The 26,256-nt window shown below is 38.3% G+C and carries 17 protein-coding genes; 11 read left to right on the top strand and 6 right to left on the bottom strand.

Going from position 1 to position 26,256, the window contains the following annotated elements; genetic code table 11:
• Positions 1–46 precede the first annotated feature (46 nt).
• The gene (gene dapE, locus CWB66_RS03900) at positions 47–1,237 is read right to left on the bottom strand and encodes a succinyl-diaminopimelate desuccinylase (protein ID WP_138584404.1); all 1,191 of its coding nucleotides are present in this window, start codon (positions 1,235–1,237) and stop codon (positions 47–49) included.
• Between the two features lie 262 nt (positions 1,238–1,499).
• Between dapE and CWB66_RS03895 the strand changes: the two genes are divergently transcribed.
• Positions 1,500–2,153 (top strand): OmpW/AlkL family protein, encoded by a 654-nt coding sequence (locus tag CWB66_RS03895; RefSeq protein ID WP_077537374.1) that lies wholly within the window; start codon positions 1,500–1,502, stop codon positions 2,151–2,153.
• A gap of 69 nt (positions 2,154–2,222) precedes the next feature.
• Here CWB66_RS03895 and CWB66_RS03890 read toward each other — a convergent pair whose 3' ends face one another.
• The 5 genes from CWB66_RS03890 to bcsE all read right to left on the bottom strand — a co-directional run bounded on the left by CWB66_RS03890 (position 2,223) and on the right by bcsE (position 7,921).
• Entirely contained in the window at positions 2,223–2,759 is a 537-nt protein-coding gene (locus CWB66_RS03890) for a thioesterase family protein (protein ID WP_077537373.1), read from the bottom strand.
• 94 nt (positions 2,760–2,853) lie between these two features.
• Positions 2,854–4,410, bottom strand: coding sequence for a transcriptional regulator TyrR (gene tyrR, locus CWB66_RS03885; RefSeq protein ID WP_077537372.1), 1,557 nt, complete (start codon positions 4,408–4,410; stop codon positions 2,854–2,856).
• 139 nt (positions 4,411–4,549) lie between these two features.
• Positions 4,550–6,130: a cellulose biosynthesis protein BcsG gene (gene bcsG / locus CWB66_RS03880; protein WP_138584403.1), complete on the bottom strand. Its 1,581-nt coding sequence runs from the start codon at positions 6,128–6,130 to the stop codon at positions 4,550–4,552.
• Positions 6,127–6,303: a hypothetical protein gene (locus CWB66_RS22195; RefSeq protein ID WP_171037458.1), complete on the bottom strand. Its 177-nt coding sequence runs from the start codon at positions 6,301–6,303 to the stop codon at positions 6,127–6,129. The genes bcsG and CWB66_RS22195 overlap by 4 nt, the downstream gene beginning before the upstream one ends.
• Before the next feature lies 1 nt (position 6,304).
• On the bottom strand, positions 6,305–7,921 hold the full coding sequence (bcsE, locus tag CWB66_RS03875; RefSeq protein WP_138584402.1) for a cellulose biosynthesis protein BcsE: 1,617 nt from the start codon (positions 7,919–7,921) through the stop codon (positions 6,305–6,307).
• A gap of 103 nt (positions 7,922–8,024) precedes the next feature.
• Here bcsE and bcsR point away from each other — a divergent pair, with 103 nt between their 5' ends.
• The 10 genes from bcsR to fahA all read left to right on the top strand — a co-directional run bounded on the left by bcsR (position 8,025) and on the right by fahA (position 26,138).
• The gene (gene bcsR / locus CWB66_RS03870; RefSeq protein ID WP_138584401.1) at positions 8,025–8,222 is read left to right on the top strand and encodes a BcsR/BcsP family cellulose biosynthesis protein; all 198 of its coding nucleotides are present in this window, start codon (positions 8,025–8,027) and stop codon (positions 8,220–8,222) included.
• A gap of 13 nt (positions 8,223–8,235) precedes the next feature.
• The gene (gene bcsQ / locus CWB66_RS03865) at positions 8,236–8,949 is read left to right on the top strand and encodes a cellulose biosynthesis protein BcsQ (RefSeq protein WP_138584400.1); all 714 of its coding nucleotides are present in this window, start codon (positions 8,236–8,238) and stop codon (positions 8,947–8,949) included.
• Entirely contained in the window at positions 8,949–11,615 is a 2,667-nt protein-coding gene (bcsA, locus tag CWB66_RS03860) for a UDP-forming cellulose synthase catalytic subunit (RefSeq protein WP_138584399.1), read from the top strand. The genes bcsQ and bcsA overlap by 1 nt, the downstream gene beginning before the upstream one ends.
• Complete coding sequence (gene bcsB, locus CWB66_RS03855) at positions 11,608–13,854, top strand: cellulose biosynthesis cyclic di-GMP-binding regulatory protein BcsB (protein ID WP_138584398.1); 2,247 nt, start codon at positions 11,608–11,610, stop codon at positions 13,852–13,854. Before bcsA ends, bcsB begins: the two co-directional genes overlap by 8 nt.
• Positions 13,854–14,984: a cellulose synthase complex periplasmic endoglucanase BcsZ gene (bcsZ, locus tag CWB66_RS03850; protein ID WP_138584397.1), complete on the top strand. Its 1,131-nt coding sequence runs from the start codon at positions 13,854–13,856 to the stop codon at positions 14,982–14,984. Before bcsB ends, bcsZ begins: the two co-directional genes overlap by 1 nt.
• Positions 14,975–18,793, top strand: coding sequence for a cellulose synthase subunit BcsC-related outer membrane protein (locus tag CWB66_RS03845; RefSeq protein WP_138584396.1), 3,819 nt, complete (start codon positions 14,975–14,977; stop codon positions 18,791–18,793). The genes bcsZ and CWB66_RS03845 overlap by 10 nt, the downstream gene beginning before the upstream one ends.
• 257 nt (positions 18,794–19,050) lie before the next feature.
• Complete coding sequence (locus tag CWB66_RS03840) at positions 19,051–20,481, top strand: peptide MFS transporter (RefSeq protein WP_077537363.1); 1,431 nt, start codon at positions 19,051–19,053, stop codon at positions 20,479–20,481.
• A gap of 114 nt (positions 20,482–20,595) precedes the next feature.
• Positions 20,596–23,337, top strand: coding sequence for a metallophosphoesterase (locus CWB66_RS03835; protein WP_138584395.1), 2,742 nt, complete (start codon positions 20,596–20,598; stop codon positions 23,335–23,337).
• Positions 23,338–23,641: 304 nt separating this feature from the next.
• Entirely contained in the window at positions 23,642–24,688 is a 1,047-nt protein-coding gene (gene hppD, locus CWB66_RS03830; RefSeq protein ID WP_077538966.1) for a 4-hydroxyphenylpyruvate dioxygenase, read from the top strand.
• Positions 24,689–24,824: 136 nt separating this feature from the next.
• Positions 24,825–26,138 carry a fumarylacetoacetase gene (fahA, locus tag CWB66_RS03825; protein ID WP_077537361.1) on the top strand — a complete coding sequence of 438 codons (1,314 nt, stop codon included), beginning with the start codon at positions 24,825–24,827 and terminating at the stop codon, positions 26,136–26,138.
• The last annotated feature ends 118 nt before the right edge of the window (positions 26,139–26,256 follow it).

Below are 26,256 nucleotides of genomic sequence, written 5' to 3'. Positions count from 1 at the left end.
GCTCCAGCATTGCTCTGCAGACATTTTAACGCCGTTAGCGTCAGGTTTAATCCCTCAAATTGATAAATATACTTTTAAGTAGCGAAGTATAAATAGCGTTTATCTTCAATAAATCCTCAATAGGCACGTTTTCATTTACTTGGTGAATTGTATGATTACGCACACCACACTCAATCACTTGAGTGTGGTTATTTGCAAAAAATCGGCCGTCAGAAGTCCCGCCACTTGTACTTAATAAAGGGTAACTTCCCGTTTGTTGATAAATAGCGTGTTCTATATGTGAGAGTAAACTCCAATCCTTAGCTGCACTGGTATAATAAGGTTCACAAGGGCGTTGCCACTCAATACTGTAATAAGCCGCAAACTTATTCAGAGCCTGAGTAACACGCGATTTAACTACATCGCTATTGTAACCATGACTATAACGCACGTTAAATGTAATTTCGCAGTTACTCGGCACTAAATTATCAACCACATTTTTGATATTAATTCCGGTTACTTGCAAAGTCGTTTTTGAACTTGTCTCATCAAGATCCCACGTTTGTGTACTTAATAGATTAACTATTTTAGCCCCAATGTGCGCCGCATTAACTGTGTGTTCTGGATAGGCAACATGACCTGCTTTACCATTAACAACAATACGCGCAGACAATGCTCCACGTCGACCATTTTTAATCGTATCACCCACATGCAAATGGCTTGTCGGCTCTCCAACTATACAACCATCCAAAATAACTCCTCGCTTAGCAAGCCTATAGGCTATTTCCTGAGAGCCAAATTCAGCCTCCCCCTCTTCATCAGAGGTAACAAGCCAATAAAGCGAACCGATTTTCTTTTTATTACTATTTATTAAGCTTTTTGTTGCACTGAGCATAGCGGCAACACCGCCTTTCATGTCCGCAGAGCCCCTACCATAAACGGCACCGTTTAAAATACGTCCTGTAAAAGGCGGACTTAACCAATTGCCCGTTGCAGCCGGTACTACATCAATATGCCCAGAAAATGCAACGCAAGGGCCAGGTGCGAAATCAATATGTGCAATCAAATTGGTCACGCCTTTTACTTTAAACTGCTCACAACTAAATCCTAGCTCAGTTAAATGATCATTTAGCCAATCAATTGCACCAGCTTGGTTAGGTGTCACTGATTCGAACTGAATAAGTGTTTGTAAATACGCAACGACCTGTACATGTAAGGCGTTGTTATTATTTATTTTTCCAATCATGGCTAAAGACATATTAAACACTCTTAATCGCTTAAAGAGCCTTAATTAAAGCGCTAGATTATGACTAATCGATGTCAACACTGATACATTCTTGTGACTATTCACAATCTACCTATGTCAATCATTGCTTTAAAAAATTGACGCTAACATTAATCTAAATCAAGAAACCATTTCACAACATTCAAACATATTTGAAACTTTGATCTAGAACAATTTTTTATTTTTTTTGGCTGCAATAATAGCGTCAATCAAAAAGTAGTTCTTGGAGAACAACATGAAAACCACAATGAGCATTGCATTACTAACTTCTTTACTTGCACTATCTCCAGCTGCACACGCTAACTTTAGCGTAAATGTTGGCGCTATTAACGTAAACCCTGATAACAGTAACTCTACAATCAATGAAGCGCCGACTCTAGGCCTAAAAGGTGATTCAGATACTCAGCTTGGTATTACTATAGATTACGCATTTAACGATCAGTGGGTATTAGAGCTTATTGCAGCAACTCCTTTCTCACATGATGTAAATGGCACTGGCGGTTTAGCTGGCAATAAAATTGCCGATATAAAACAATTACCACCTTCACTTATCGCCCAGTACCATTTTTTAGATACAAGCTACGCGTTGAGACCGTTTGTAGGTGTTGGCATAAACTATACAATGTTTTTTGATGAACAACCGTCACAAGCGCTTAAAACAACACTTGGTACTGACAACGTAGAAGTAAAACTAGATGATTCATTTGGATTTGTAGCACAAGTAGGTGCTAACTATAAAATTGACGAAAACTGGGGATTACATGCAATGGTGTCGATTATGGATATTGATACTGACGCGACGGTCTATGCTAATGGTGCTAAAGCATTAACTTCAACAGTAGAGCTTGACCCAGTTGTTGCTATGTTTGGTGTTAAATATAACTTTTAAAGTATATGGTATAGCTAAGCAATGCTTAGCTATATCTACTATGTGTGTTGAAGGCCGAAAGGCCTTTTTTTATTTAGGTAGGTTATTCACTTTTTTCTGTTCTAGCATTTCTTTCCAATGCATTACTTCTGTTGGTAAAATTGGAGTTTTACCTTCAAAGCCCGCCACTTCAAGCATTTCTTCTACACTTATAACGCCTTTTTTGCTTTTAAACACACCTCGTACATAAGCGATAGCATGTAAGCCTCGTGCGGAATGAAACTTTTGCTCGATATAAAAGTATTTATGATCCCAGCCTACAAGCTTAGTGCTAATGGTGTATCGCTGCATTGGTTTAATATCACGGATATAAGTAATTGCCGTTGCGTTAACGATAGGGAACCAACGGCGCTTCAAAATTTGCTTAAGCAAACCAACACGCTCAGTCATCCACGTGCGTGATAAATCCATCATAGCTAAATAACGAGAGTTAGTTAGATGCAAATTTATATCGCAATCTGTTGGTAATGCCTTGTAATCAATATCTACTGTATCAAGTAAACCTTGATACTGATGATTACGCTTAATTTTAAAAAACAATAAAAGCAGTCGAATATATAAGTTCACAGGAGAGGTCTTACCAGTTTGTTGTTAATTTGAGTGTATCACAGGTTTTTGAAAAAAATATCATTCATTATTATCAAGTGATACGTTAATTTTGCTAAACTTTTACTGTTTTACGGTTAATACCATAGTCACGTAATTTGTTTGCAACTGCGGTATGGCTAAGCCCTAAACGCTTTGCTAATTGGCGGGAGCTCGGATAAGCCGGATAGAGCTTGCGAAGCAATGTTGCCTCAAATCGTTTTACCGCTTGGTCAAGCGAGCCCTCAAAATCTGACTCTAAATACCCTAACTCGTGCGTAAATGTAGGTAACTGTAAATGCTCTACACGTAACTCACTATCATCGAGTAATGACACAGCGCGGTAAATTGCATTTTCTAATTGACGAACATTACCAGGCCACGGGTACTCTTGTAAAAAGCTTAAACATTCTTGAGATAAAAGTGGTACGGGATGGCCATTTTGCTGTGCATATTTTTGTATAAAGTGCTCTGCAAGTGGTCCCACGTCAGCTTTGCGATCTCTAAGCGGAGCAATTTCTAACGTTAGAACATTTATTCTGTAATATAAATCTTCTCTAAATACACCCTCTTGTACCATTGCCGGTAAATCTTTTTGCGTAGCTGCAATAATGCGTACGTTTACTTTAACCTCGTTCTCATCTCCTACTTTTCTAAAGGTACCGTCTTGTAAAAAGCGCAGTAGCTTAGTTTGTAGTTGAGTTGACATTTCACCCACTTCATCCAAAAACACAGTGCCACCATCAGCCTGCTCTAAAACACCTCGTTTTGGTGCTGCGTTTTCTTCATAACCTGCATAACCAAATAATTCAGATTCAGCGACATCATCCGGTAACGATGCACACGACAAAGCAATAAAAGGTTTGACAGATCGGTTGGAAGCATAATGGCAAGCTCGAGCAAGCAGCTCTTTGCCTGTTCCTGTTTCACCTGTAATTAATATTGGGGCTTCTAATTGTGACATTTTGCGTGCTTCACGGACAACTCGACGCATAGCGGTACTAAAGTTATGAATAGTGGCGAAACTTTCTTGTCCATAACGTCGAAAGGCACTCACTTGCTGACCTAAACGGCTCTGTGATTTAATATTAATTACCGCACCAGCAAGCACATCACCTTCATTACCTTGAGGAACTGCAATTGGTAAAATATCAGCAATAAAATCTTCACCTGCCACTTCTACACGCGTAGTTTGGCCTAGTACTTCTTTACTCTCTAACCAACGAGTAAAATTAAACCCTTTGAGCAAATTATTAATATTTGCACCAATAACGTCTTTTTCATGCAACTGTAAATCTTTACACGCTGCATCGTTACACAAGCGTACCCACCCTTTGGCATCTATCGAAATAACTCCATCAGGCAATGCGCGCAGTAATGTATTTAGCTCATTATGTTCACGCTCAGAAGGTAAAAAAGCAGTTGTACGTACATCATGCACACCGTCGATTAAACGAATAGATGGCATGATTTTTTGAAATTGCTCAAATTCAATCTCGGGAAAACTTACATACATACGACAGTTAACTGAATCGACTTCAATACCTTTTAAATCAACACCATAGTTAACTAAAATATTAAGGATTTCTTGAGCAATACCAATTCTGTCAGCACAGTGAATATCTAGACGCATACATCCCCAAAGTAGGAAAAACCATATTGGCAGAATAATACGCTAAGTCGCTTTGAGAAGGTAGCTTATTGTAAACATTTTTGGACAAAGCTGAGCGTTAAAATACATAACCCGCTGCACTCAATATTCCTATAAAAAATCAATTACTTTGTGGGTATACTGACCAATCACCGCCATCTAACTGTATATAAGGTCGCTTGTTAACATACATCATAATAGTATCTGCGTTTTCAGCCACTTTTGGGGCTTTCGGCAGGTTCTCAACTAAGTTAGCGGTGCTATTATTTCCACCAAAAATGTCTGTTTGAAGCGTTTTGCTTACCAGCTCCGAAAGAGCAAAATAACTCGTTGAGTCATCGATTACTATCTGCGAGTAAGGTTGAACATTAGGGCCAATAAACTTAATGGCCACTGGTACAGACACAATGGCAGGGCTTGGTATTTCGCGCAAACCTGCAAACTGCACCTTATCACCTTTTAACGCAGCACCATGTTCAGGTACTACCATTAGCATTACATTTCGACCGCGCTTTTCTAAATTTTTAATAAAACTATTAATATCAGCAAATAAATTAGCGTGCCTCTGTGGGTAACTTTGCTGACTATTCATGCGAGCGCTATTAGCAAACTGATTCCCATCATGTAAGCTTGTTGTGTTGTAGTACATAGCACAAGGCTTGCAATCTTTTGCATCATTATCCAGCCAACCATTCAACACTGCCCCATCAGAATAAATAGGGCTATTATCAAAGCCATATTGAGCAATAGGCATAGCATCGATATTAAACGGTTTACTAGTCAAACCGCCGTATTTATTTATTAAACCTTTAAATTCATCAAAATGACCATCATGATTCATTACTACATTATGTTGGTAGCCAAGTTTTTCTAAGTTTTTAAATAAGTAGCATTGCTCAGGTGTGTCGTTAAATAAGGCTTCTTGACTTGTTTGCCCACAACTAGCCCTCAAAAGTCTTATCGCTGCAGGACCACTGTATGACGTTGCAGAATTAAAATCTGAAAAAACAATATCAAAATCTTTATACATAGTGGCTAAGCTAACATCGATTGTATTCAAATCATCGACAGCCATAGAGCAAATATTTAAAACAATAACATCAAATAAATCGCCTTCTACCTGTTGAGGAAACTGGCTCATGAGTAGACGTTGTTGTTGATAAAAATCACTTAATTGTTGATCGGGTGACTTTTTTTCTGTCGTTACAATTGCAGGGTCTGCGAGTATATTTTCACTCTTTTTTACAGCTAAACCCTGAGTTATTTCCGGTTGCTGAGCTGCTTTGTAATGACTCCACCCAATAAAGGTTAGACCAATAACCGTCACAGTCGTAAATCGGATCCATTGTGAGCTATACCAGAAAAAAACGATGATAATAAATAATCCAAGTAACATATCTACATTTATTACTCGCCCAACTAACTCTACAAAATAACTAGCATTAAAATCTTGGATGTTATCAGCCTGTTTAACAAGCCGATTTATTGGCGGTAGCCAAGAATCTTTATAAAGTAATATAACGCCGAGTATTACAGCGCTCAGATGCTTTAACTTTTCTATTCGTACATTTTTGAAATGTATTGTTAAAAAAGCAGCAAATGCAGTGTTACTTAAAAAATCAAAACTAATCGCCCCGTAATAAAACAATGCAAATTTTACTAAAAAATAAAGGTTCCACACCCCTAAGCCTGAGAGTTTCAATTGTTTTCCTTTTTATTTTTTGTTGGTGTATAGGGCTCTAAAACTTCGTGTTTAAATGTGACTTTATAAAAATATTTTTTTAATTTGTCTAAAACATAAGTGCTCATTAAGCATAATAAAACCCCCAGAATAAGCGCAATAAAACCGGTGATTAAAAATTGATTTAAGCTCACTTTATTGCTCCTTCATCTTCATAACAAAAGGTATTGCATCTGGGCGTGTTTCAGTCAGCAATTCAGGCGTTGAAATATCAATATTTAGGTTTTTTGTTACATCGGGCACAAATTTATAGTCTTCATTTTCTTTAAGCTGCTTTGTAAAATCATCTATCTGTTTATCTTTATAAAAACGACGTAACTGCTTACATTCTTGTTGTATATAAAAGTGATCTGAAATGATGTTTTGTCGAGAAAAAAAATCACTCGTTTGTAATTTAAATAAATGGTTAATTGCATTGGTTACATCATTTTCCCTACATGCATGCAAATAGAGATAAACCTTATTGTCTACTACGCTAAATACATCCCCTTCACGCTTAATATGAAATAAGTGAAGAGGATGAATAGGATCAATGCGAGGTAGTAACTCAAGTATGACTAACACACCACTAACACCTAAATTAACTGCAGAATCACTGTGTTTTTCTACCTGATTAGTAAAGTCGATAAACGGCAAGTAACCTTTCGAAAAGGTATTTTCTGTGTATTGCAAAACATCATCAACCGAAGGCGGCAATGGCCTTGAAAATTTAAAGCCTTGAATTGATTGAATTTGTGATAGCAACCGCGATGGTTCTGAAAAACTATATAAAATTAAGTTCACACCGAGTGTTAAAAATAAGCATTCATCTTGATGGCGAATAATTCCATCAACATTTTGGATAACAAGTTTCAACCAGCGACCACAGTTTTTTCTAAGCTCAAAACACTGCTTAGCCAATAATGCTAAATCTGTATATCGGGTTACAGAAAAAACTAATGTCGCCGCCTTAAGCCGAGGACCTCTATTAAATAAATCATTATTTTCTTTCACAGTACGATAATGAGCCGGCAATTTGGTGCCCTCAGGAACCGAGCTTTGGACTAGCCACACATCACTTTCATCATTAAAATGGTTGTTATTAAAGGTATTTTCTGCAATTTTATTTTCTTGCACAACATATTGATTATTTTGCAAAGTTAGCTGGTATTGCTTATCCGCAATTACGCCAGTGCTGTGGCTCCAATAATCGTATTCAAGTACACGCACTGCAGCATCATTATCAATAAAAACAATACCGCTAAATAACTTATTTAAACGTCGAACTAAAAACCTTAAGTTAACAACTTCTGGGCCAGATATTAAAAAGAGTAAACTCGTATTTACAGTGTTTAAAAATACATTGTATTTAGTAATGATCTGCGTCAGTTGGGCATCATCAAAGTCGTGTAATTGCTTTGTATTAAAATGAAGAAACACTAAGGCGTTCTCTATGCTTTTATATGCGCCTAGCTCTTTAATTACTCCGCGACTGATACGCTTTACTCCCCAATCAGTCATTTCTTTAGTAAACGAAAAAGAATGCACCCGCCCTTGATCATAAACGTCAAAAAGTGCATCTGAAAAAGGCGATTCATAAAAGGACTCTATTTGAGAAGAAACAATAAACACATCATTTTTGCCACTAACATCAACAGACTGTAGCGCAAACTCTATTGCTAAGTTATCAAAGGGAGCCAAAATAGCATAACTGGCAGCTAATTTTATTTCACTAGCGGCAGCGTCCAATCCTGTTATGTTAAGTTTATGCACAGAAGACCTTTTATTTAAAATACTTTACTAGTTTAAGCAGCTATATTGTATAGTACACATTGAAAACGTTAAAATCTCAAAATAAAACTAATGAATATAGGTAATACAACATTTGTCTCTTAAGCCCCCAAAATTAACACCTAATGATATAGAAAATCTAGCTCGTCGCTTTGGTGGTAAAAAAGATGATTATATTGAAATTACAGATAAACAAAAAAACATTCACACTATTAATAAATATGCGCTTTTGAAAGAAATTAATGATGAACTTATGGCTACCACTAGCATACAAAAAGAATAGGTAAATTTATAACGTGCAAAGAGTTTTTTTAAAAGGGTTAAAAGGTGGCACCGGCTGTACCGCAATAGTAGCTAACCTTGCCTGCGTGTTAAAAAAATCAGCTGTTCACGTTATCGCTATAGATTTAGACTCAAAAAGTGACTTGTGTTTACATTTTGGTTTACCTTGGAAAAATACCCAAGGATGGAGTAACGCCAATAGTTTTGAAGGCGTTCTTAAGCACTTTCATCAAGACAACGATGGTGTTATTTTTTTACCTCACGGAGACAACACGCCTTCTAATTTAGATCTAAATAAATTAGCTAATAATTGCAAAAAATTAGACACCCCAGATACAACATGGATGCTTTTTGATTGCCCAAGCCACGTAGATATTAATAATTACACCTTAGATGAGGACGATATTGTTATTGAAATAGTGAACTGCGATTCAATATGTCATAGCCTTATCTACAAGCGTTTACAAAAATTGAAAAACACCACTAACGCATGGCATCACTTTTTTTTAGTCAACAAATACAACTCAGCGTCAGTGCTCGAATTTGACTTGTTCTCACTTTGGCAATCTACACTACCTCTAATGGCTCCTTTTTTCATAAACCATGATGAAGTAATTAAAGAATCGACAGCTTATCGTAACGTTGCACTAAATTGCGCACCGTATAGCGTTGCTAATGATGATTTTGAAACGCTAGCTGGATGGCTCGCTAGTAAAGCCGCACTCTAATGGCACAATTAATTTATAAACATTCTTTTGAAAAGGCTTTTCGCCTTTTACTTAGTCTGTTTTTTACGCAAAAATTAGTGCGTTTAATTATGTTTAAATTTTACGGTAATTTTAATCAGCATAAAATGAGCGCTATTGAGGCTATTTCAATGCCATTTATAGTCATTTTTTGCTCTCTTTTTTTTAAATTTGAGACCCGTAAAAAAAATATTAGTTATGTGTTAAAGCAGAACTATCCACATTTAAAGTCACCCTACAGAACTCACTTATACTCAAATACATTACGCTTTATTTTACAGAGTATTTTTCTTGTGTTTGTGAAAAATACAGCTAAAAAAAGTCATGTTAAAGAAAAAGTTTCACATCACTTCTATCACTCTGTTAATTTCTTTTTCAGGCAACTCCGCTGGATTGATTTAAAATTAGGCAAGTTATTCAAACGTGTATTATCAAAAAATCAAAAAACGACTAGGCAAAGTGCTTTTCACTCTATAGCAGATGCGCGAGTATGGAAAAGCAAATCGGTCAGGTACGTCGTAATTACATTTGCACTATTTTTACTGGCGATTTTTGTAACTATTCCTTTTAGCTTAGAAGCACAAGCTATTTTTATAAGCTTTATTCTACTCGTAGCTTACTCTTTAAAAAAGATAAAAGGTCAAATGGCGACCATAGTGATGATCACTTTATCGGTAACAACATCTTCACGTTACTTATGGTGGCGCTACACCGAAACCTTAAATTGGGATGACCCTCTTGCGCTTGTTTTAGGCGCAGGCTTATTATTAGCAGAAACTTATGCGTGGCTTGTTCTAATACTTGGCTTTTTTCAAACGATTAATCCATTAGAGCGAAAACCAATTCCATTGCCTAAAGACACCGATAAATGGCCCTCGGTCGATGTGTATATTCCAACTTATAACGAACCATTGAGTGTTGTAAAACCGACAACATTGGCAGCGCTAAGTATTGATTGGCCTATAGATAAACTTAACGTTTACATACTTGATGATGGCAAACGTCCTGAGTTTCGCGAGTTTGCCCAAGAAGTTGGAGTCGGTTATTTAACTCGTCCTGATAGTAAACACGCAAAAGCAGGCAATATGAATAGTGCAATGCGTTTTACTAACGGCGAATACATTGCAATTTTTGACTGCGATCATGTACCTGCCCGATCATTTTTACAAATGACTATGGGGCAATTTTTAAAAGACAGCAAAGTGTGTTTAGTACAAACCCCACATCACTTCTTCTCTGCCGACCCGTTTGAGCGAAATTTAAATAACCACACCCAAATCCCCAACGAAAACATGCTGTTTTATGGCCTAATTCAAGATGGTAATGATATGTGGGATGCCACATTTTTCTGTGGTTCATGCGCGGTATTAAAACGTGAAGCACTTGACAATATTGGCGGTTTTGCATTTGAAACAGTAACCGAAGATGCTCATACTGCATTACGCATGCAACGCGCAGGTTATAAAACCGCGTATATTAATATTCCGCAAGCAGCAGGTTTAGCTACCGACAGTTTGTCGGCCCATATTGGCCAACGAATTCGCTGGGCTCGCGGTATGGCACAAATTTTTAGACTCGATAACCCCCTACTTGGAAAGGGCCTCAGTCTTGCTCAACGTTTATGCTATATAAATGCGATGCTTCACTTTTTATCGGGCATCCCTCGAATCGTATTTTTAACCGCCCCCTTAGCACTTATATATTTTAACGCTTACATTATTTATGCGCCTTTTTTAGCTATCTTTATTTATGTAGTACCGACATTAATTCAAATAAAAGCGACTAACTCTCGTATCCAGGGTAAATATCGATATTCATTTTGGGGCGAAGTTTATGAATCAGTTTTGGCTTGGTATATATTAAAACCAACCACTGTTGCGCTATTTAATCCTAATAAAGGCAAGTTTAATGTAACAGAAAAAGGCGGGTTAAATGATGAAGAGCATTATGATTGGGGGATTTCTAAACCTTACCTTATACTCTTAGCTATTAATGTTGCAGGTATTATCTTTGGTATTTTACGCCTGATTTTTGGTGATCCTTCTCAAATAGGCGTATTAGTTATAAGTATGTGCTGGGCAATTTATAATATAATCATTTTAGGTGCTGCGGTTGCAGTTGCTGCTGAAGCTCGCCAAGTTAGGCAATCACATCGAATTAAAGCGCATTTCCCTGCTGGTATTCGCTTAGCGAATGGCCATACATTAAAAGTTAAAATTACCGATTACTCAGATAATGGTGTTGGTATTGAAATAGATCACGTGCACTCATGCCGAGTCAATGACAAGGTTGAGCTATTAATGAGCCGAGGAAATAAGCAGTTTTCATTTACAACTTATGTATGTAATACGCGTAAAATGCAAATTGGTTTAACACTTAAAGATTTATCATTAGAAAAACAAAAAGCATTTATACAATGCACTTTTTCAAGAGCTGATGCCTGGCTGGATTGGCAAAATAACTTTAAACATGATCGCCCATCATATAGCTTTAAAGAAGTGCAAAAAACAAGTTTAAGAGGCTTTAGTAATTTATTGTTTCATGCTCCTAGACCTTTACAACCGACCATAAAACTATTAACTCGTTTGGTGGTTTATATACATTCATTTATTCCAAAAAAACCGGTAGTGCATAATAATTATGATTAAAAAGTTGCTCAATACATTTCTAACATTGTTGCTTATTAGCTGCGCGCAGCACGCACACGCTATTGAGCCAATGCAAAATAAATCTATGTTTATAAATGGCTACCCAGAAAGCGCTCAAATATCTAGCCTACGCTTGGATTTTGAAGCGCTGGGTTTCACAGGGTATAAGCTTGACGGAGTAAATAACAACTCTCGTGTCGATTTTACCAACCGAATTGATAAATTAAGTACAAACTTAAAACTTAACTTCTCATACACTAACTCACCGTCGTTAATCGCAAATGTGTCACATCTGAAAGTATATTTTAATGATAATTTAGTTACGGTGTTGCCCATTAATGAAAAATTAAGTGTGGTGAAAAATACGGTTAGTCACAATCTAGAACTAAATGCTAAATACATTCAGGATTACAATCAAATCCGCTTTGAATTGGTTGGTTACTACGATTTAAAGTGCCAAGACTATTTTAGCCGCTCTATTTGGACAGAAATAAATAAGTCGAGCAACATCACACTTGAGCAAAAGCAATTAGCAATCGACAGTCGCCTAGAATACCTACCCGAACCATTTTTTGACGCTAAAGACTACAACAAACTTAACCTCCCTTTTGTATTTTCAAAAATACCAAACACACAAGCTATAGAAGCAGCCGCCACATTATCGAGTTGGTTTGGAGCTCAAGCTGATTGGCGTGGGGCTAATTTTCCCGTAATGATAAACAAAGCACCTAAGCAACATAGCGTGGTATTTATTACTAATGACTCAAAACCTGATTTTTTAAAGGATTATCCAGATGTTGAAAAGCCAACAGTTGAGCTAATCTCAAGTCCTATTCACAGATATAATAAAATGCTGCTAATTATTGGCCGCGACGAAAAAGATTTAAAAACAGCGGTAACAGGGCTGGTATTTGGTCATAAAATTATGACAGGCAGAACAGCAAGCATTGAAGCGATTAACCAACTCCCCCTTCGAAAGGCTTACGACGCTCCTCGTTGGCTCAGAAGTGATCGCCCTGTTCATTTTGATGAGCTCATTGATTACCCAACGCAATTACAAACTCAAGGTCTTAATAATGGCCCTGTAAAGCTAAATATTCGCTTTGCACCTGATTTGTTCACATGGCGCGAAAAAGGCATCCCTATTACTCTGCAATACCGTAATACGCCAGAAAGCGAAACCTTAGATTCACGTTTAAATATGCTAATTAACCAAGAATTTATTAGCGGTTTTTTATTAGATAAAAAAGACACCCTGCTAAAAACCACACAAACATTACTGCCATTAATAGCTAATACTGATACGACTCAAAGTACTGAGGGATTTTCTCTAAATGGTATTAATTTAGCCAACCGCAATGAGCTAAATTTTGATTTTAGATTCGCTGTACTTAAAAAAGGCGAATGCAGTGTTGCTCCTGCTGGCGGAGAATATGGGGTGATTGATGGAAATTCGCATATTGATGTCAGTGGGTTTGATCACTATATGGCTTTACCCGATTTAAATGTATTTGCTAATAGCGGATTTCCATTTACAAAATATGCTGACTTACAGCAAACGTTAGTGTTAATAGATGAAACCCCATCAGCTAAAGCACTGTCTGTTTTATTTAATTTAACAGGCCACTTTGGGGCAATAACTGGTTATCCGGCACATAGAATAAGTGTTGCCCATTTAAACGAAGACGCTAACCTAAACGGCAAAGATGTGTTAGTTATCGCAAAACCCAATAGCCTTGCTAACAACTTAGATGAAGGTTCACACACAAATGTTTTACTCAGCAACAATCAACGCGCTATAAAACAAGCTTTATACAATGGCGCGTATGATGAGCAAACAACACAAAAAGTACACGTTAGTATTAAAAGTAGTGGTGACATAGCCGTTATTACAGGTTTTCAATCACCGCTTGATTCTGAGCGCTCTATTGTATCATTAAGTGCAACATCTCAAAATGCATATACATTGCTCAATAATGCATTAATGAACTCAGCTCAACTTGCTCAAATTAAAGGCAGTGCCGCCGTTATAAACTCCCAAGGTATTAAAACAATCAAAACGGATGAGCAGTACTTTGTTGGTCATATTCCTGTACATACTTTAATTTGGTTCCATTTATCAGATCACCCATTTGTGCTGGCACTGCTGTCTGTTTTAATACTGCTACTCATCTCATTTATTCTGTGGCGATTACTCCAAGCACTCACTTACAAACGCTTAGCGGAAGGAGATAAGTAATGAAATCAATCATTAATATATTTTTTGCTGTGATTGCACTATTTACTTTTAACGCAAAAGCGCAAGTAGAGCAGTGCCAACCTTGGCACCAATGGCAAGTCTTTAAAAATAACTTTATAAGCCAAGATGGCCGTGTTATTGACTTAGGCAGCGAGCAAAACATTACAACCTCTGAAGGCCAATCTTATGCATTATTTTTTGCTGTAGTCGCAAACGACAAAGCAATGTTTGACTTAGTATTAAATTGGACGCAAGAGCACTTATCTGAGGGTGATTTAAGTACCCGTTTACCTGCATGGCAATGGGGGGTTAATAAACAAAATGTGGGGGGAATATTAGACTCAAACCCGGCATCAGATTCTGATTTATGGATTGCCTACAGCTTGTCTCAAGCTGCCCAGCTTTGGAGCGATCGTCGCTACAGCATTTTAGCAGCCGTACTTGCACAGCGCATAATGCGAGAAGAAACGGCTTATATTTCTGGCCTAGGTTTGTCCTTGCTACCAGCCCCCGCTGGCTTTGAGTTTGAAAACGCACGCGTTAAACTTAACCCCAGCTATTCACCGTTGTTTATATATCAGCAATTTAAAAAGCTCTACCCACACTCACCTTGGCATCAGTTACACGAAGGCTCCGCAAAGCTTATTTTAGACACAGCTACTGAAGGTGTCAGCCCTGATTGGGTTATGTACGATGCTAATAACGGTTTTTACTATGATAGAAAAACCAGTGATATAGGCAGCTATAATGCTATTAGAGTATATTTATGGGCTAGCATGATGGCAAATGATGCACCGTATAAAAAAGAGCTACTAGCGCAATTTAATCCATTTATAAAAACGATTAATGAGCGTGGGTATGTACCTTTAAATACATTTGCTAAATCAGGTAAATCCGAAAAAACAGGTCCTTTGGGCTTCAACTCAGCGCTACTACCTCTATTGGCAGATCAAGGCAATGAATCATTAATTATGGCAATTAAACAAAAATTAATGGTCGATAAGTCATTCACCCAAACACGTTATTACGACAGTGTACTTAATTTATTTGGCACAAGTACGTTAAATAAACGTTTTTCAATTACAGCAGACGGGACGCTACAACCAATGTGGAGCATTGAATGCCCTTAAGGTTTGTCCTCGTTTTCACTTTGGCACTTAGCTTTGGGGTAAGTGCCAAAACAGTCAATGATATAGATACACAATCTGTTGATTGGTTACTAAGTCAAATAAGTATTGGTGAAGCGCAGCAAAATAAAAAGCTGATTGAAAGCAGCTTACAAAAACTCGTAGCCATCGCACCTACTCGTATAGAAACGCAGTGCGCTCTAGTTCATTATGATTTTGCCAATGGCGCATCCGACAAAGCAAACCTGTTATTAAGTAAAATAGATAACGGCCTAATAAAGCAGGCTCCCTGTATTGAAAAGCTACGGGTTATGTCTCGAATTCAGGGTAAAGATAAGTCTGCTATTCAAGATGCTAAATTACTAGCACGCGCTGGCAGATATGAACAAGCTCGGCAAATTTATAATAAGATATTTAATAACGTTTATCCCACACTCAATTATGAACTAGAACATTTAAGCTGGTATGCACAAGACTCTTCCCAATGGCAAAACGTTACGCGCGGATATAATAAACTATTAAGAAGCTATTCTAATATAGGCCAAGTCGAAATAGCCTACGCAAGGCATTTACTGAGACGCGATTCGAGTGATAAAAAAGCAATTAGTATTTTGGGCAAGTACGGCTCAACCTCAAGTTTTAGTAATGAAGTAGAGGAGATTTGGCTCGGTTCACTAGCAAACATGCCAATTAATAGCGCTACCGATCGACAGTTCCAATATTACTTCACGCTTTACCCATTTAGCAGTAAAGGTGAGTTGCAATATCAAGATTTTAAAAAAAGCCTAAAAGCACGCCAAACTTTACTTGCCGACCCTGCTTATCAATTGTGGGTTAAAGGTGATAAGTTACTTGAAAAAAATAATTTAAAAGCCGCTGAACCTCTACTTTTAAAGGCTGTAAATGGTCGCCCGCAAGACGGTGCAATAATGCGAAGCCTAGGCATACTTTATTTGCGTTTAGGTGATAATAAAAAATCATACAAGTATTTTACGCAAGCACAAAAATATACGGCAGACTTTGCACAAAGGGAAACGTTAAAGGACTTAGCTAAAACAGCCCAGTTTTGGCTTTATATACGCCAAGCCAAAGATGCAATTAATAACAGCGAATTCAAAGTCGCAAAGCTTAAATTAGATTTAGCTAATACATTAGAGCAAGACCCTAACGCTGTTTTATATAACAGCGGTTTATTACAATTTGCGCAAGGGCAATACTCTCAAGCAGCACTTACATATAAAATTGTTTTAAAAAATGATCCACTCAATATCGGCGCTTTATCGGGCTTACTTGAAATAGCTGAACTTGAACAAAATGAACTCGCATTAAGCTCTTTTTACAACAGCTTAACATATACTCAAAAAGAGCTAATTAAACAACCTTACTCACAGTATCTAAGTAGCCAACTTCGTAACAAAGCGAGTAAATTTGTACAACTGGGAAACTTGGAACTAGCCGAAAAAACGCTAGAGAACGCAATAAGCTTAGCACCAGATCAACCATGGCTATATTACGACTTAGCCTTTATATACCAGCAAAAAGGCTTAACAAAGGAAGCGCGAACACTATTTAATAATGTACTGTGGCAATTTCCGTTAAACCCTCAACTTCGTTACAGTCACGCACTTTTTCTGCGCGCTATTGATGACTATCAAGGTGCTATTGCGTCTTTACAATATGTTCCTTTTAGCGCCAAGAGTGCAGATATTATTGCACTTGAGCAACAGCTTCAGCTTAACGAGTCGCTTGCTCAAAGTGAACGCTACCTTGATGCTAAAAATAAAGCCACGGCTATCTATCATTTAAGTGCACTAGAAGCACAAAATTTAACCCCCGTAATGCAAGCTGAATTATCTCGCAATTGGTATAGAATAGATGAAAAAATACATGCTCTGAAGCTTATTAATGATGCATTAATTGCTCAGCCAACGATTTCTCCCTATTGGCATTTACTTTATGGTGAATGGCTATTAGAGCAAAAAAATGAGCTAAATATAAAGCAATGGTTTACACGTTATAAACTGCCTGAAAATGCATCTGAAAGCGAGGTTAATCAGTATCTGCAATTACAAAGTAATTATATTAATCAGTTCAACAATGGCAGTGATTTAATTGCTAAGTTAAATCAACTTGACCAAAAGTATAAAAACAACCCTGTGATCACGACAGCATTAATTAATGCAAACTTATCACTTGAACAACGTGAAGCCGCGCTGATTATTTATCAGCAAAAGGTGAAAAATAATCAAGCCATTGAACCCCAAGCGTTAATGTCTATCGCAAAAGCGTATAGAGAACTAGGTGACGACTTTCGGGCCAAAGAGGTAACGCAGCAAGCCATAACGCAAACTACATCGCAAGAAAGTTATTTGCAGCGCCAAATTATGGGCTCTCTTAATGACTTTAATTACTCAGGAGATGCACTCTATCTAGCAAAGAAACTCATTGAAAAATCGCCGAACGATCCAGAGTTACGTTATTTAGGAGCTCAAGTAGCCAATAATTTTAATGAAACAGCGCAAGCTCAAATTTGGTATGCACAAACCCTGTCTCCTAATCGCACATTAAGCGAAAAAGAACTTTATACCTCGCTCTCACAAATCGATGAAGCCGATGATTGGTATGTAAATGGCGCTAAGCGCGAATTAATTGATGAGCAAAACAAAGATCAAGCTTATATTGCTATGGGTGTTAATTTTAGCGGCCAAATAAGTACACAAAGCGAAGCAACACTTGGCGCTGGTTTAGTGCCGATTGAAGCTTATTTTCCACTTTGGCAAGGCCAAGGATTTGTAAAAATAGACCCCACAACAATTAGTGCGCAAACAACACGTTTTGATGAGCAATTTGCGGGCAGCCGTTATGGACAAGGTGCTTTATGTATTTTTACGTGTGCTATTGAAGAAATAAGCCCAAAAGAAAGTGGTGTAGATATCGGGCTAGGCTGGCAAAATAAAAATTGGCGTTTAGATATAGGTACTACCCCACTGGGCTTTTTAATTGAAGATATAGTATGGGGCGTTAACTATGCAGACGATTTAGGCGACTTTGGCTACAGCCTTGAACTAGAGAAACGTCCAGTAACAAGTTCAGTGCTTTCTTATGCGGGTCTTGAGGATGCAAATACAAAAGAAGCTTGGGGTGGCGTACGCTCTACAGGCCTTACTGCAAATATTTCACATGATTTAGGTGGTGATTGGGGCTTTTGGTCAAGTGCCGACTTCACTTTGTATAAAGGTAAAAATGTAAAAGATAATCAGCGCTATCGTGCTATGGCAGGTACTTACTACCGTGTTATTAGTAATCAAAAACGTGAATTTACGGTGGGTGCTAGCTTATTACATTGGGCATACAAATATAATTTAAGTGAAGAAACATGGGGCCATGGCGGCTACTACAGTCCGCAAAACTACTTAGGCGTGTCTGTACCATTTAGTTATGACGCACGTTGGGGAAATGATTTTGTATACCGTTTAAAAACTGGCGTATCGTATTCACAAACAAAAACTCAGGCAATTGACTTTTTCCCTAACGATCCAAACTTGCAAGAAGAGGCGTTTGTTCGTCAACTTGAGACAGGCGTAAACCCTGCGTTTGAGGGGGATACAAGTTCTGGTGTGTCGTACAACCTTGAAGGAAGCTTTGAATATAGAATAACACCACACTGGTTTTTTGGCGGTTATGTAGCGATAGATCGTTCAGATTTTTACGAGCCTAACTTTGGCCAACTCTACATACGATATTACTTTAACCCTGTCTATGGAACACTTGAATTTCCTGGCACACCAATAACCCCTTACGCCAACTTTTAAAACAATTGTATACAGTTTATACGAACCACCCGCGCAATGCTTCCCCTAGCACAAAGGTCTATGTATACTAATGCGCAATTGTAGCTAGGATAAGGGTGTGACTCTTACCTTATAGCGGTATTACCGTTCAGCAAACCATTACCTTAGCTGCAAATAATATACTGATGGTCGAGCATTCTAGTAAGTCTAAATACTAAAATAGCTAAAGCAAAAAATTATAAGGCCATTACAACAATTCTTAAAGTTAGGAAGTAAATATGAGTTCATTACCTAAATCAGGTGATTTCTTAGGTCATCCTAAGGGATTATTCCTGTTGTTCGGTACAGAAATGTGGGAACGCTTTGGCTACTATGGCATGCGTGCTATTTTGGTTCTTTATCTTGTAGCCATTACTCAAGAAGGCGGTTTTGGTTGGAGTAATGCAGACGCATTAAGCCTTTATGGTACGTTTACCATGGCTGTGTACATTACACCGTTATTTGGTGGCTGGTTAGCTGATAACGTGTTAGGCCAACGAAAAGCCATTATCATTGGTGGTTTGTTAATGGCCGCCGGTCATTTTACTATGGGTATTCCACATAGTTATTTAGCAGGCCAAGAAGAAAACATATTTTATATTGGCTTAGCACTACTGTGTTTGGGTAATGGTTTATTTAAACCAAATATCTCAACAATGGTTGGCGACTTATACAACGAAGGCGATCAACGCCGTGATGGTGCATTCACTATATTCTACATGGGTATTAACCTAGGTGGTGCATTTGGTCCTTTGGTTGCTGGTTTTGTAGCCGCATCTATGGGATGGCAGTTTGGCTTTATCGCAGCAGGTATTGGTATGTTGGTCTCTGTTGCTATGCAAGTCGCACTAAGTAAAAAATACCTAGGTGATATTGGGGTTGTACCTGCAGCAAAGCTTGCTCGAGAGCAATCAACTTCAAATACTAAAGTTCCGCTTACTAAAGTTGAAACCGACCGTATTAAAGTTATTTTTACTATGAGTGTATTTAGTATCATTTTCTGGATGGGTTTTGAACAGGCTGGTGGCTTAATGAACCTTTTTGCGAATGACTATACTGATCGTATGCTATTTAATTTTGAAATTCCGGCATCATGGTTTCAATCTCTAAATTCAATTTTTATCATTGTTTTTGCGCCATTGGTTGCAATTATCTGGCTAAAACTTGATAAAAAAGAGCCTAATTCACCGGTTAAATTTGCTATTGCCCTAATCTTTTTAGCGCTAGGCTTTTTAACTATGATCCTTGCGCTTATGACTCAAGGTCAAGGTGACACGCTTCAAATTAGCATGATGTGGTTAGTTCTTTTTTACTTATTCCATACGTTAGGTGAGCTATGCTTGTCTCCAATTGGTTTATCAATGGTAAGTAAACTAGCACCATTACGCTTAGCATCGATGCTTATGGGTATTTGGTTCTTATGTACTGCTGTAGCAAACAAAATTGCTGGCTTTGTAGGTTCATACTTAGGTGAAGGTGAAGAAGCGCTAGACAATGCACTTGGTATCTTTATTGGCCTAGGTGCTACAGCCGTTATATCGGCTGTGATTATGTATTTACTAAGTGATAAATTAGTTAAATGGATGCATGGTGCAGAGGGTCAACACGAACCTCATACACATGAACATATTTTAGCTGAAGAACTAGAAGTTACGGCTAACAAACAGTAACAATTAACCTCCTCTGTACTTTTACAGGGGAGGTTCTCTTATCACTTTATAGGTTTTCTGTTAGCTGATACAATGTTTAGATAAACATTACACTGGCATTAGGAACAGCAAACCATGCAAACGTCTACTTTTTTTCGTGCAAAATGCTTGGCCTTTTTAGTTCTACTTTTAAGCGCTTGCGGTGGTTCTGGTGACGCTGTTACTCCAAACCCAAACGATCCGCCAAAGCCTAGCCAACTTAATGTTACTGTCTCCTCCGGTTTATCAGCCACGCTCGATGACGAAAACTTTACGGTTACGATTCCCGCTAACGCAGTTGCTAATAATACTGATATTACTTACACAAACATTGTAGCTGATGAAACAACAACAGCCCAAAATATCATCTCAGATATTCATTCCCTGACACCAAACACACTCACATTTACAAGTTCAGCGACTATTGGTATCAAAATACCTCAAGCATACGCGCTGGGTGGCCAATTATTTATTGCACGATTAACTGGCGACACATGGGTCAATATAAATAATTCAGTCGTTACTGAAGGTTTAGTCAGCGCACAAGTGGATCAACTTGGTACCTATGCAATACAAATGCAGCGCAATGAAGCTTTCGCAAATATCGGCCCAACTTGCGACGCTAACGCAACAGAGCAGTCAGTAAGGTTTGTCCACGTTGCAGATTTACATGCTCGTTTTGGCTATCAAGAACAATACTTCAGCCGAATAAAAGCCTATTACAATCAGGCAGCAAGTCAAACACCTCATACTTTATTTACAAACGGTGGTGATGACTATGAAAAAGGCACTGTTGCTGAACAGCTATCGCAAGGCATCGCAACCGAAGAAGCAATTAAAGCGATGCAATTTGATGTCCGCGTTGTTGGAAATCATGATTACGCATGGGGCCCAGAAAAATTATTAAGCTATTCACAAGACGAGAATGCCATTGTACTGGCAAGTAATACGCGTTATGAAGGTCAGCAGCTCCAAGATTTTGCAGCTGTGGGGTTTGCAAAAGTACAAGCAGGTTGTATTACACTTGGCGTATTTGGGATGACTTCTGTGCCATGGAATGAGCTTGATGAACCAATTCAAGATGAACCAATCCCTGATTTTATAAAACAATTTAAAATGAGTTGGCAGTGGCAGCAGATTGCACAAAGTATTGTAAGCCAATATCGCGGCGACGTAGATTATATTGTCATGCTCAGTCATTTAGGTGTAGGCCTTGATACCGAAATGGCAACCAATGTATCGGGTATCGATTTAGTGCTTGGCGGTCATACCCACGGCGGTGAAAGCTACGAGACGTTAGATAACGGCGCTATTATTGTTCAGCCCGATTTTTATGCTAAAGGTATTACCGATTTAACACTTAAGTTTAACTTAGCTGATAAGTCTGCGCCTATTGTTGATTATAAAACAGTTGAAACCGAGAGTATCAGCGAGCTCGATGAAACAACTCAACAAGCAATTAATGCGATTATGGGTCGCTACGCTCCTGATGCACAAACAGAAATCGCTATTTCAGAAAATTACCCTAGTCCCTTGCAATTAGCTGAAATAACCGCCTTAGCCACACTGCATTCGAGCTCAATTAGCGCAGCACTTTTGAACCCTGAACTTGTACAAAAGCGTTGGACACCGGGTACCCTCACGCAAGAAGATTTCCACAAAGCCTTTTACGTAGAGAGGCAGCCATCAAATACACCTGGATTTAATTCTATTTATAAAGTCACCGTATCAGGCAGTGATTTAACCGCTATGTTTGCCAGTCAACCTAACTGGTTTTTACTAAAGCCCGAAGATATAAAAGCGACAGAAAATTACGACGTAGCTTTATTTAAAGGTGCGGCTTTAAATGCTGATTTATTTTTTAACGGTGTGACTTTCTCAAATGTAGAGCCAATTGCTGAAGCGTGGTGGTTGCTCGATCAGTATGCACGCTTTAGAACCAGCCAATGTTTATACCTTGATACAAACAATCAACTATTTTCATGTGATAATAAAACAGATATTACGGTATGGAATTTTAATAATGACGCAAGCCCGCTAACGCCAGACTTCGGTCCTTCGGTACTAAGTTATTTCGACCCACAAACAACAGATTGGGGCCCTGAAGAGACTCAATATAAAACCACAACCGAGCTAAACATATCAGATTTGAGAGATGGCCCCTCTGGTGTAATGGCTTTTTCAAGGCACTCTCCTACTGAAGGGTTATTGATTGACCTCAATACAGCTGCAAACGGTGATTTTGCAAATGAAGGAATGGTCTCTGATTATACACTTGTAATGGACTTGTATTGGCCTTCAGAAGGCAGCGATATTTACCGCGCGGTAATACAAGCAGAAACCAGTAATTACCTTGAGGACGATGCAGATATCTTTATCGACCCAAGTGGCGGCTACGGAAAGTCAACAAGCGACAGTGGCTACTTTGGCAATACTCAACCAGATACATGGCACCGCGTTGCATTTGTTTTCTACGCAGCACCTACAAATGGCGTATTTGAAGTATATATTGACAGTGAACTCGTAGGCGTAAAAGAAGATGGCGAAATTAATCGCCGTTGGGCACTCAATAAATCAGTGCTTTTATTTACCGATAACAATTTTGAAACAGTACCTGGTTATTTAAATGCGCTGCTTTATGCTGGCCATGCTATGACCCGCGATGAAATAAAAAGTATGGGCACCGCACAGCAAAAACTAACCTTTGAGCAATCAACACGTGTTCTGAATCAAGCAATTGAACGCCATTATCAAACCGCACCTGTTATAAAACCTAACCTTTGGTTAGAGCAACGTAACAAGTTCTTTGGTAACGCGTCTCTAACTGTAAACAATTAAGTACAAGTAAACTTTTAATCACTCACTAAAAAAGGGGCTTTTACGCAGCACAATAGCAATTTATATTATTTAAAAACAATACGTTGAGGTCTTTTTATTGCAATATAAATTATTGCCACAGTACCTCAATTCATTTAACTGTATTGCAAACACATTACTTAGTAATAACCGTCCTATAAAATTTACACATCGACCGCATATTAAATAGTGCCGCCCTCTTCCCCTAAGCAAAATTCTGGTTGATTATCTACTGCAATATGACAACAACACATAATCGCAGTGCTTAATTGCGGGAGTAATGATAATGAGTGAAGTAAATAATTATTTAGGCTTAGTGGGTATCGAATTTACTGAATACGCCACACCTGATGCTGATTATATGGATAAAGTATTTACTGATTTTGGCTTCTCTAAGCTTAAAAAATTCAAAGGTAAAGACATTGTTTATTACAACCAAAACGATATTCATTTTTTATTAAATAACGAGCGTGAAGGTTTTTCTGCTGAATTTGCTAAAAGTCACGGACCTGCTATTTGTTCTATGGGCTGGCGTGTTGAAAATGCACAAAAAGCATTTGATACAGCAGTAGAGCGTGGTGCAAAACCCGCAACTGATTCAACCCATAAAAACCTGCCATACCCTGCAATCTATGGTATTGGCGACAGCCTAATTTACTTTATTGAACAATTTGGCGACAAAGGTACTATTTACGAAAGTGATTTTGAAGACCTTGAAACGCAAAATGTTGTTGAAGATAAAGGCTTTATCCGAATCGATCATTTAACGAATAATGTTTATAAAGGCACCATGGAAAAATGGGCTAACTTTTATAAAGACGTATTTGGTTTTACCGAAGTGCGCTACTTTGACATTAAAGGTCAAAAAACAGCACTCATTTCATATGCACTTAAATCTCCTTGTGGCACCTTCTCTATTCCGATAAATGAAGGCAAAGGTGATAATAACAACCAAATTGACGAATACCTTGGTCAGTACAATGGCCCAGGCGTTCAACATTTAGCGTTTTTAACCGATGACTTAGTAAGCTCTCTTGATAAGCTGGATAAATCAACAATTGCTACTTTGGATATTATCCCAGAGTACTACGATACTATTTTTGACCGTGTACCTTGGGTTGCTGAAGATAAAGAAAAGATTCGTCAGCATCAAATACTCGTTGATAGCCAAAGTGAAAATTGTTACTTATTACAAATTTTCTCTAAAAACTTATTTGGCCCAATCTTTATAGAAATGATCCAACGCGTTGATGATGGTGGTTTTGGTGAAGGTAACTTCCAAGCATTATTTGAATCAATCGAACGCGACCAAGAGCGTCGCGGCGTTTTATAAAACATTTGAGTAAATTAAAAGCAGCGAATTTCGCTGCTTTTTGTCGTCTTAATATTTAAAAAGTATTGCGCTGAGTACAAGTATGATTAAATAAACTGTACTTTATCGCTATACCGTAAAATCCAAAGGAAATGTAATGAGCTTAATTAACGAAACCCACGATATTAATTTAATCAGCTGGGTAGAATCAGCTAATGTTGATAACTGCGACTTCCCTATTCAAAACTTACCGTTTGCAGAGTTTCGTCGTAAAGGCGCTGATGAAGCCTTTCGTGGTGGTGTTGCTATTGGCGACCAAGTAATTGATTTAGCAAAACTGAGCACATTAAACGTTTTAACAGGTGATGCTAAAACAGCCGCTGATGCAGCAAGTGAAGCCACCCTAAATACGTTTATGGGTTTGGGTCAACAATACTGGTCAGCACTGCGTTTAGCGCTTTCAAAAGCACTACGAGTAGGCTCTGAGCATCAACAAACGCTGAGCGATGCGCTTGTCTCACAAGCTGATATTGAGTTTTCACTCCCTTGTCGTATCGGAGATTACACCGATTTTTACACGTCAATCTACCACGCAACCGCTGTGGGCAGCTTATTTCGCCCAGATAACCCATTACTGCCAAATTACAAATGGGTACCTATTGGTTATCACGGACGTTCTTCGTCTATTGATGTATCGGGTCAAACATTTCACCGCCCTAAAGGTCAAACTAAAGCACCTGATGCAGAAGTACCGTCATTTGGTCCATGTAAGCGCCTTGATTACGAGTTAGAACTTGGTATTTATTTGGGTAAAGGTAACGCACTGGGCGATGCAATCGCTATTGAGAATGCTGAAAACCATGTGTTTGGTTTTTGTGTATTTAACGATTGGTCTGCGCGCGATTTACAAGCATGGGAATACCAACCGCTTGGCCCATTTTTAGCTAAAAACTTCGCATCTACTGTCTCTCCGTGGATTGTAACAACTGAGGCTTTAGCTCCTTATAGAACAAGCTGGACGCGTGATGAGAACGATCCGCAACCTATGGATTACTTAGAATCAAAAGCGAACCGTGAGCAAGGTGCTTTTGATATACAAATGGATGTTAAAATCCAAACGCAAAAAATGCGCAATGAGGGTCACACGCCAACCCGTGTATCAACATCTAGCTTTAAGCACTCGTACTGGACTGTAGCGCAAATGGTTACTCACCACACGGTAAATGGCTGTAACTTTATGCCTGGTGACATGCTGGGCTCAGGTACGCAATCAGGCCCTACCCATGAAGAGGCGGGCTCTTTGCTTGAACTATCTCGTGGTGGAAAAGAAAAAATCACGCTTAGTAATGGTGAGCAACGTAGCTTTTTAGAAGATGGCGATAACGTTATTATGCGTGGTTGGTGTGAAAAAGAAGGCTATGTACGTATTGGCTTTGGTTCAGTAGAGAGTACGGTACTGCCAACTAAATAACCTGAATTCTGGATAATAAATCTATCTCGAGCAGCTATTTTCAGCGCTAACTGCGTTGAATTTACTTGCAATCGGCCCGCTATTGACGCGTAAATTCGCCTTGTTTTCACTGAAAATA

The sequence above is a fragment of the Pseudoalteromonas sp. S558 genome (assembly GCF_005886635.1).
Lineage (GTDB): Bacteria > Pseudomonadota > Gammaproteobacteria > Enterobacterales > Alteromonadaceae > Pseudoalteromonas > Pseudoalteromonas aliena.
This window is presented reverse-complemented; position numbering and strand designations above follow the sequence as displayed.

Excerpts from the sequence above, each read along its gene's own strand:
- bcsZ (WP_138584397.1), top strand. The coding sequence starts at position 13,854 with ATGAAATCAATCATTAATATATTTTTTGCTGTGATTGCACTATTTACT.
- CWB66_RS03840 (WP_077537363.1), top strand. The coding sequence starts at position 19,051 with ATGAGTTCATTACCTAAATCAGGTGATTTCTTAGGTCATCCTAAGGGA.
- dapE (WP_138584404.1), bottom strand. The coding sequence starts at position 1,237 with ATGTCTTTAGCCATGATTGGAAAAATAAATAATAACAACGCCTTACAT.
- hppD (WP_077538966.1), top strand. The coding sequence starts at position 23,642 with ATGAGTGAAGTAAATAATTATTTAGGCTTAGTGGGTATCGAATTTACT.
- tyrR (WP_077537372.1), bottom strand. The coding sequence starts at position 4,410 with ATGCGTCTAGATATTCACTGTGCTGACAGAATTGGTATTGCTCAAGAA.
- CWB66_RS03845 (WP_138584396.1), top strand. The coding sequence starts at position 14,975 with ATGCCCTTAAGGTTTGTCCTCGTTTTCACTTTGGCACTTAGCTTTGGG.
- bcsB (WP_138584398.1), top strand. The coding sequence starts at position 11,608 with ATGATTAAAAAGTTGCTCAATACATTTCTAACATTGTTGCTTATTAGC.
- fahA (WP_077537361.1), top strand. The coding sequence starts at position 24,825 with ATGAGCTTAATTAACGAAACCCACGATATTAATTTAATCAGCTGGGTA.
- CWB66_RS03895 (WP_077537374.1), top strand. The coding sequence starts at position 1,500 with ATGAAAACCACAATGAGCATTGCATTACTAACTTCTTTACTTGCACTA.
- bcsA (WP_138584399.1), top strand. The coding sequence starts at position 8,949 with ATGGCACAATTAATTTATAAACATTCTTTTGAAAAGGCTTTTCGCCTT.
- CWB66_RS03835 (WP_138584395.1), top strand. The coding sequence starts at position 20,596 with ATGCAAACGTCTACTTTTTTTCGTGCAAAATGCTTGGCCTTTTTAGTT.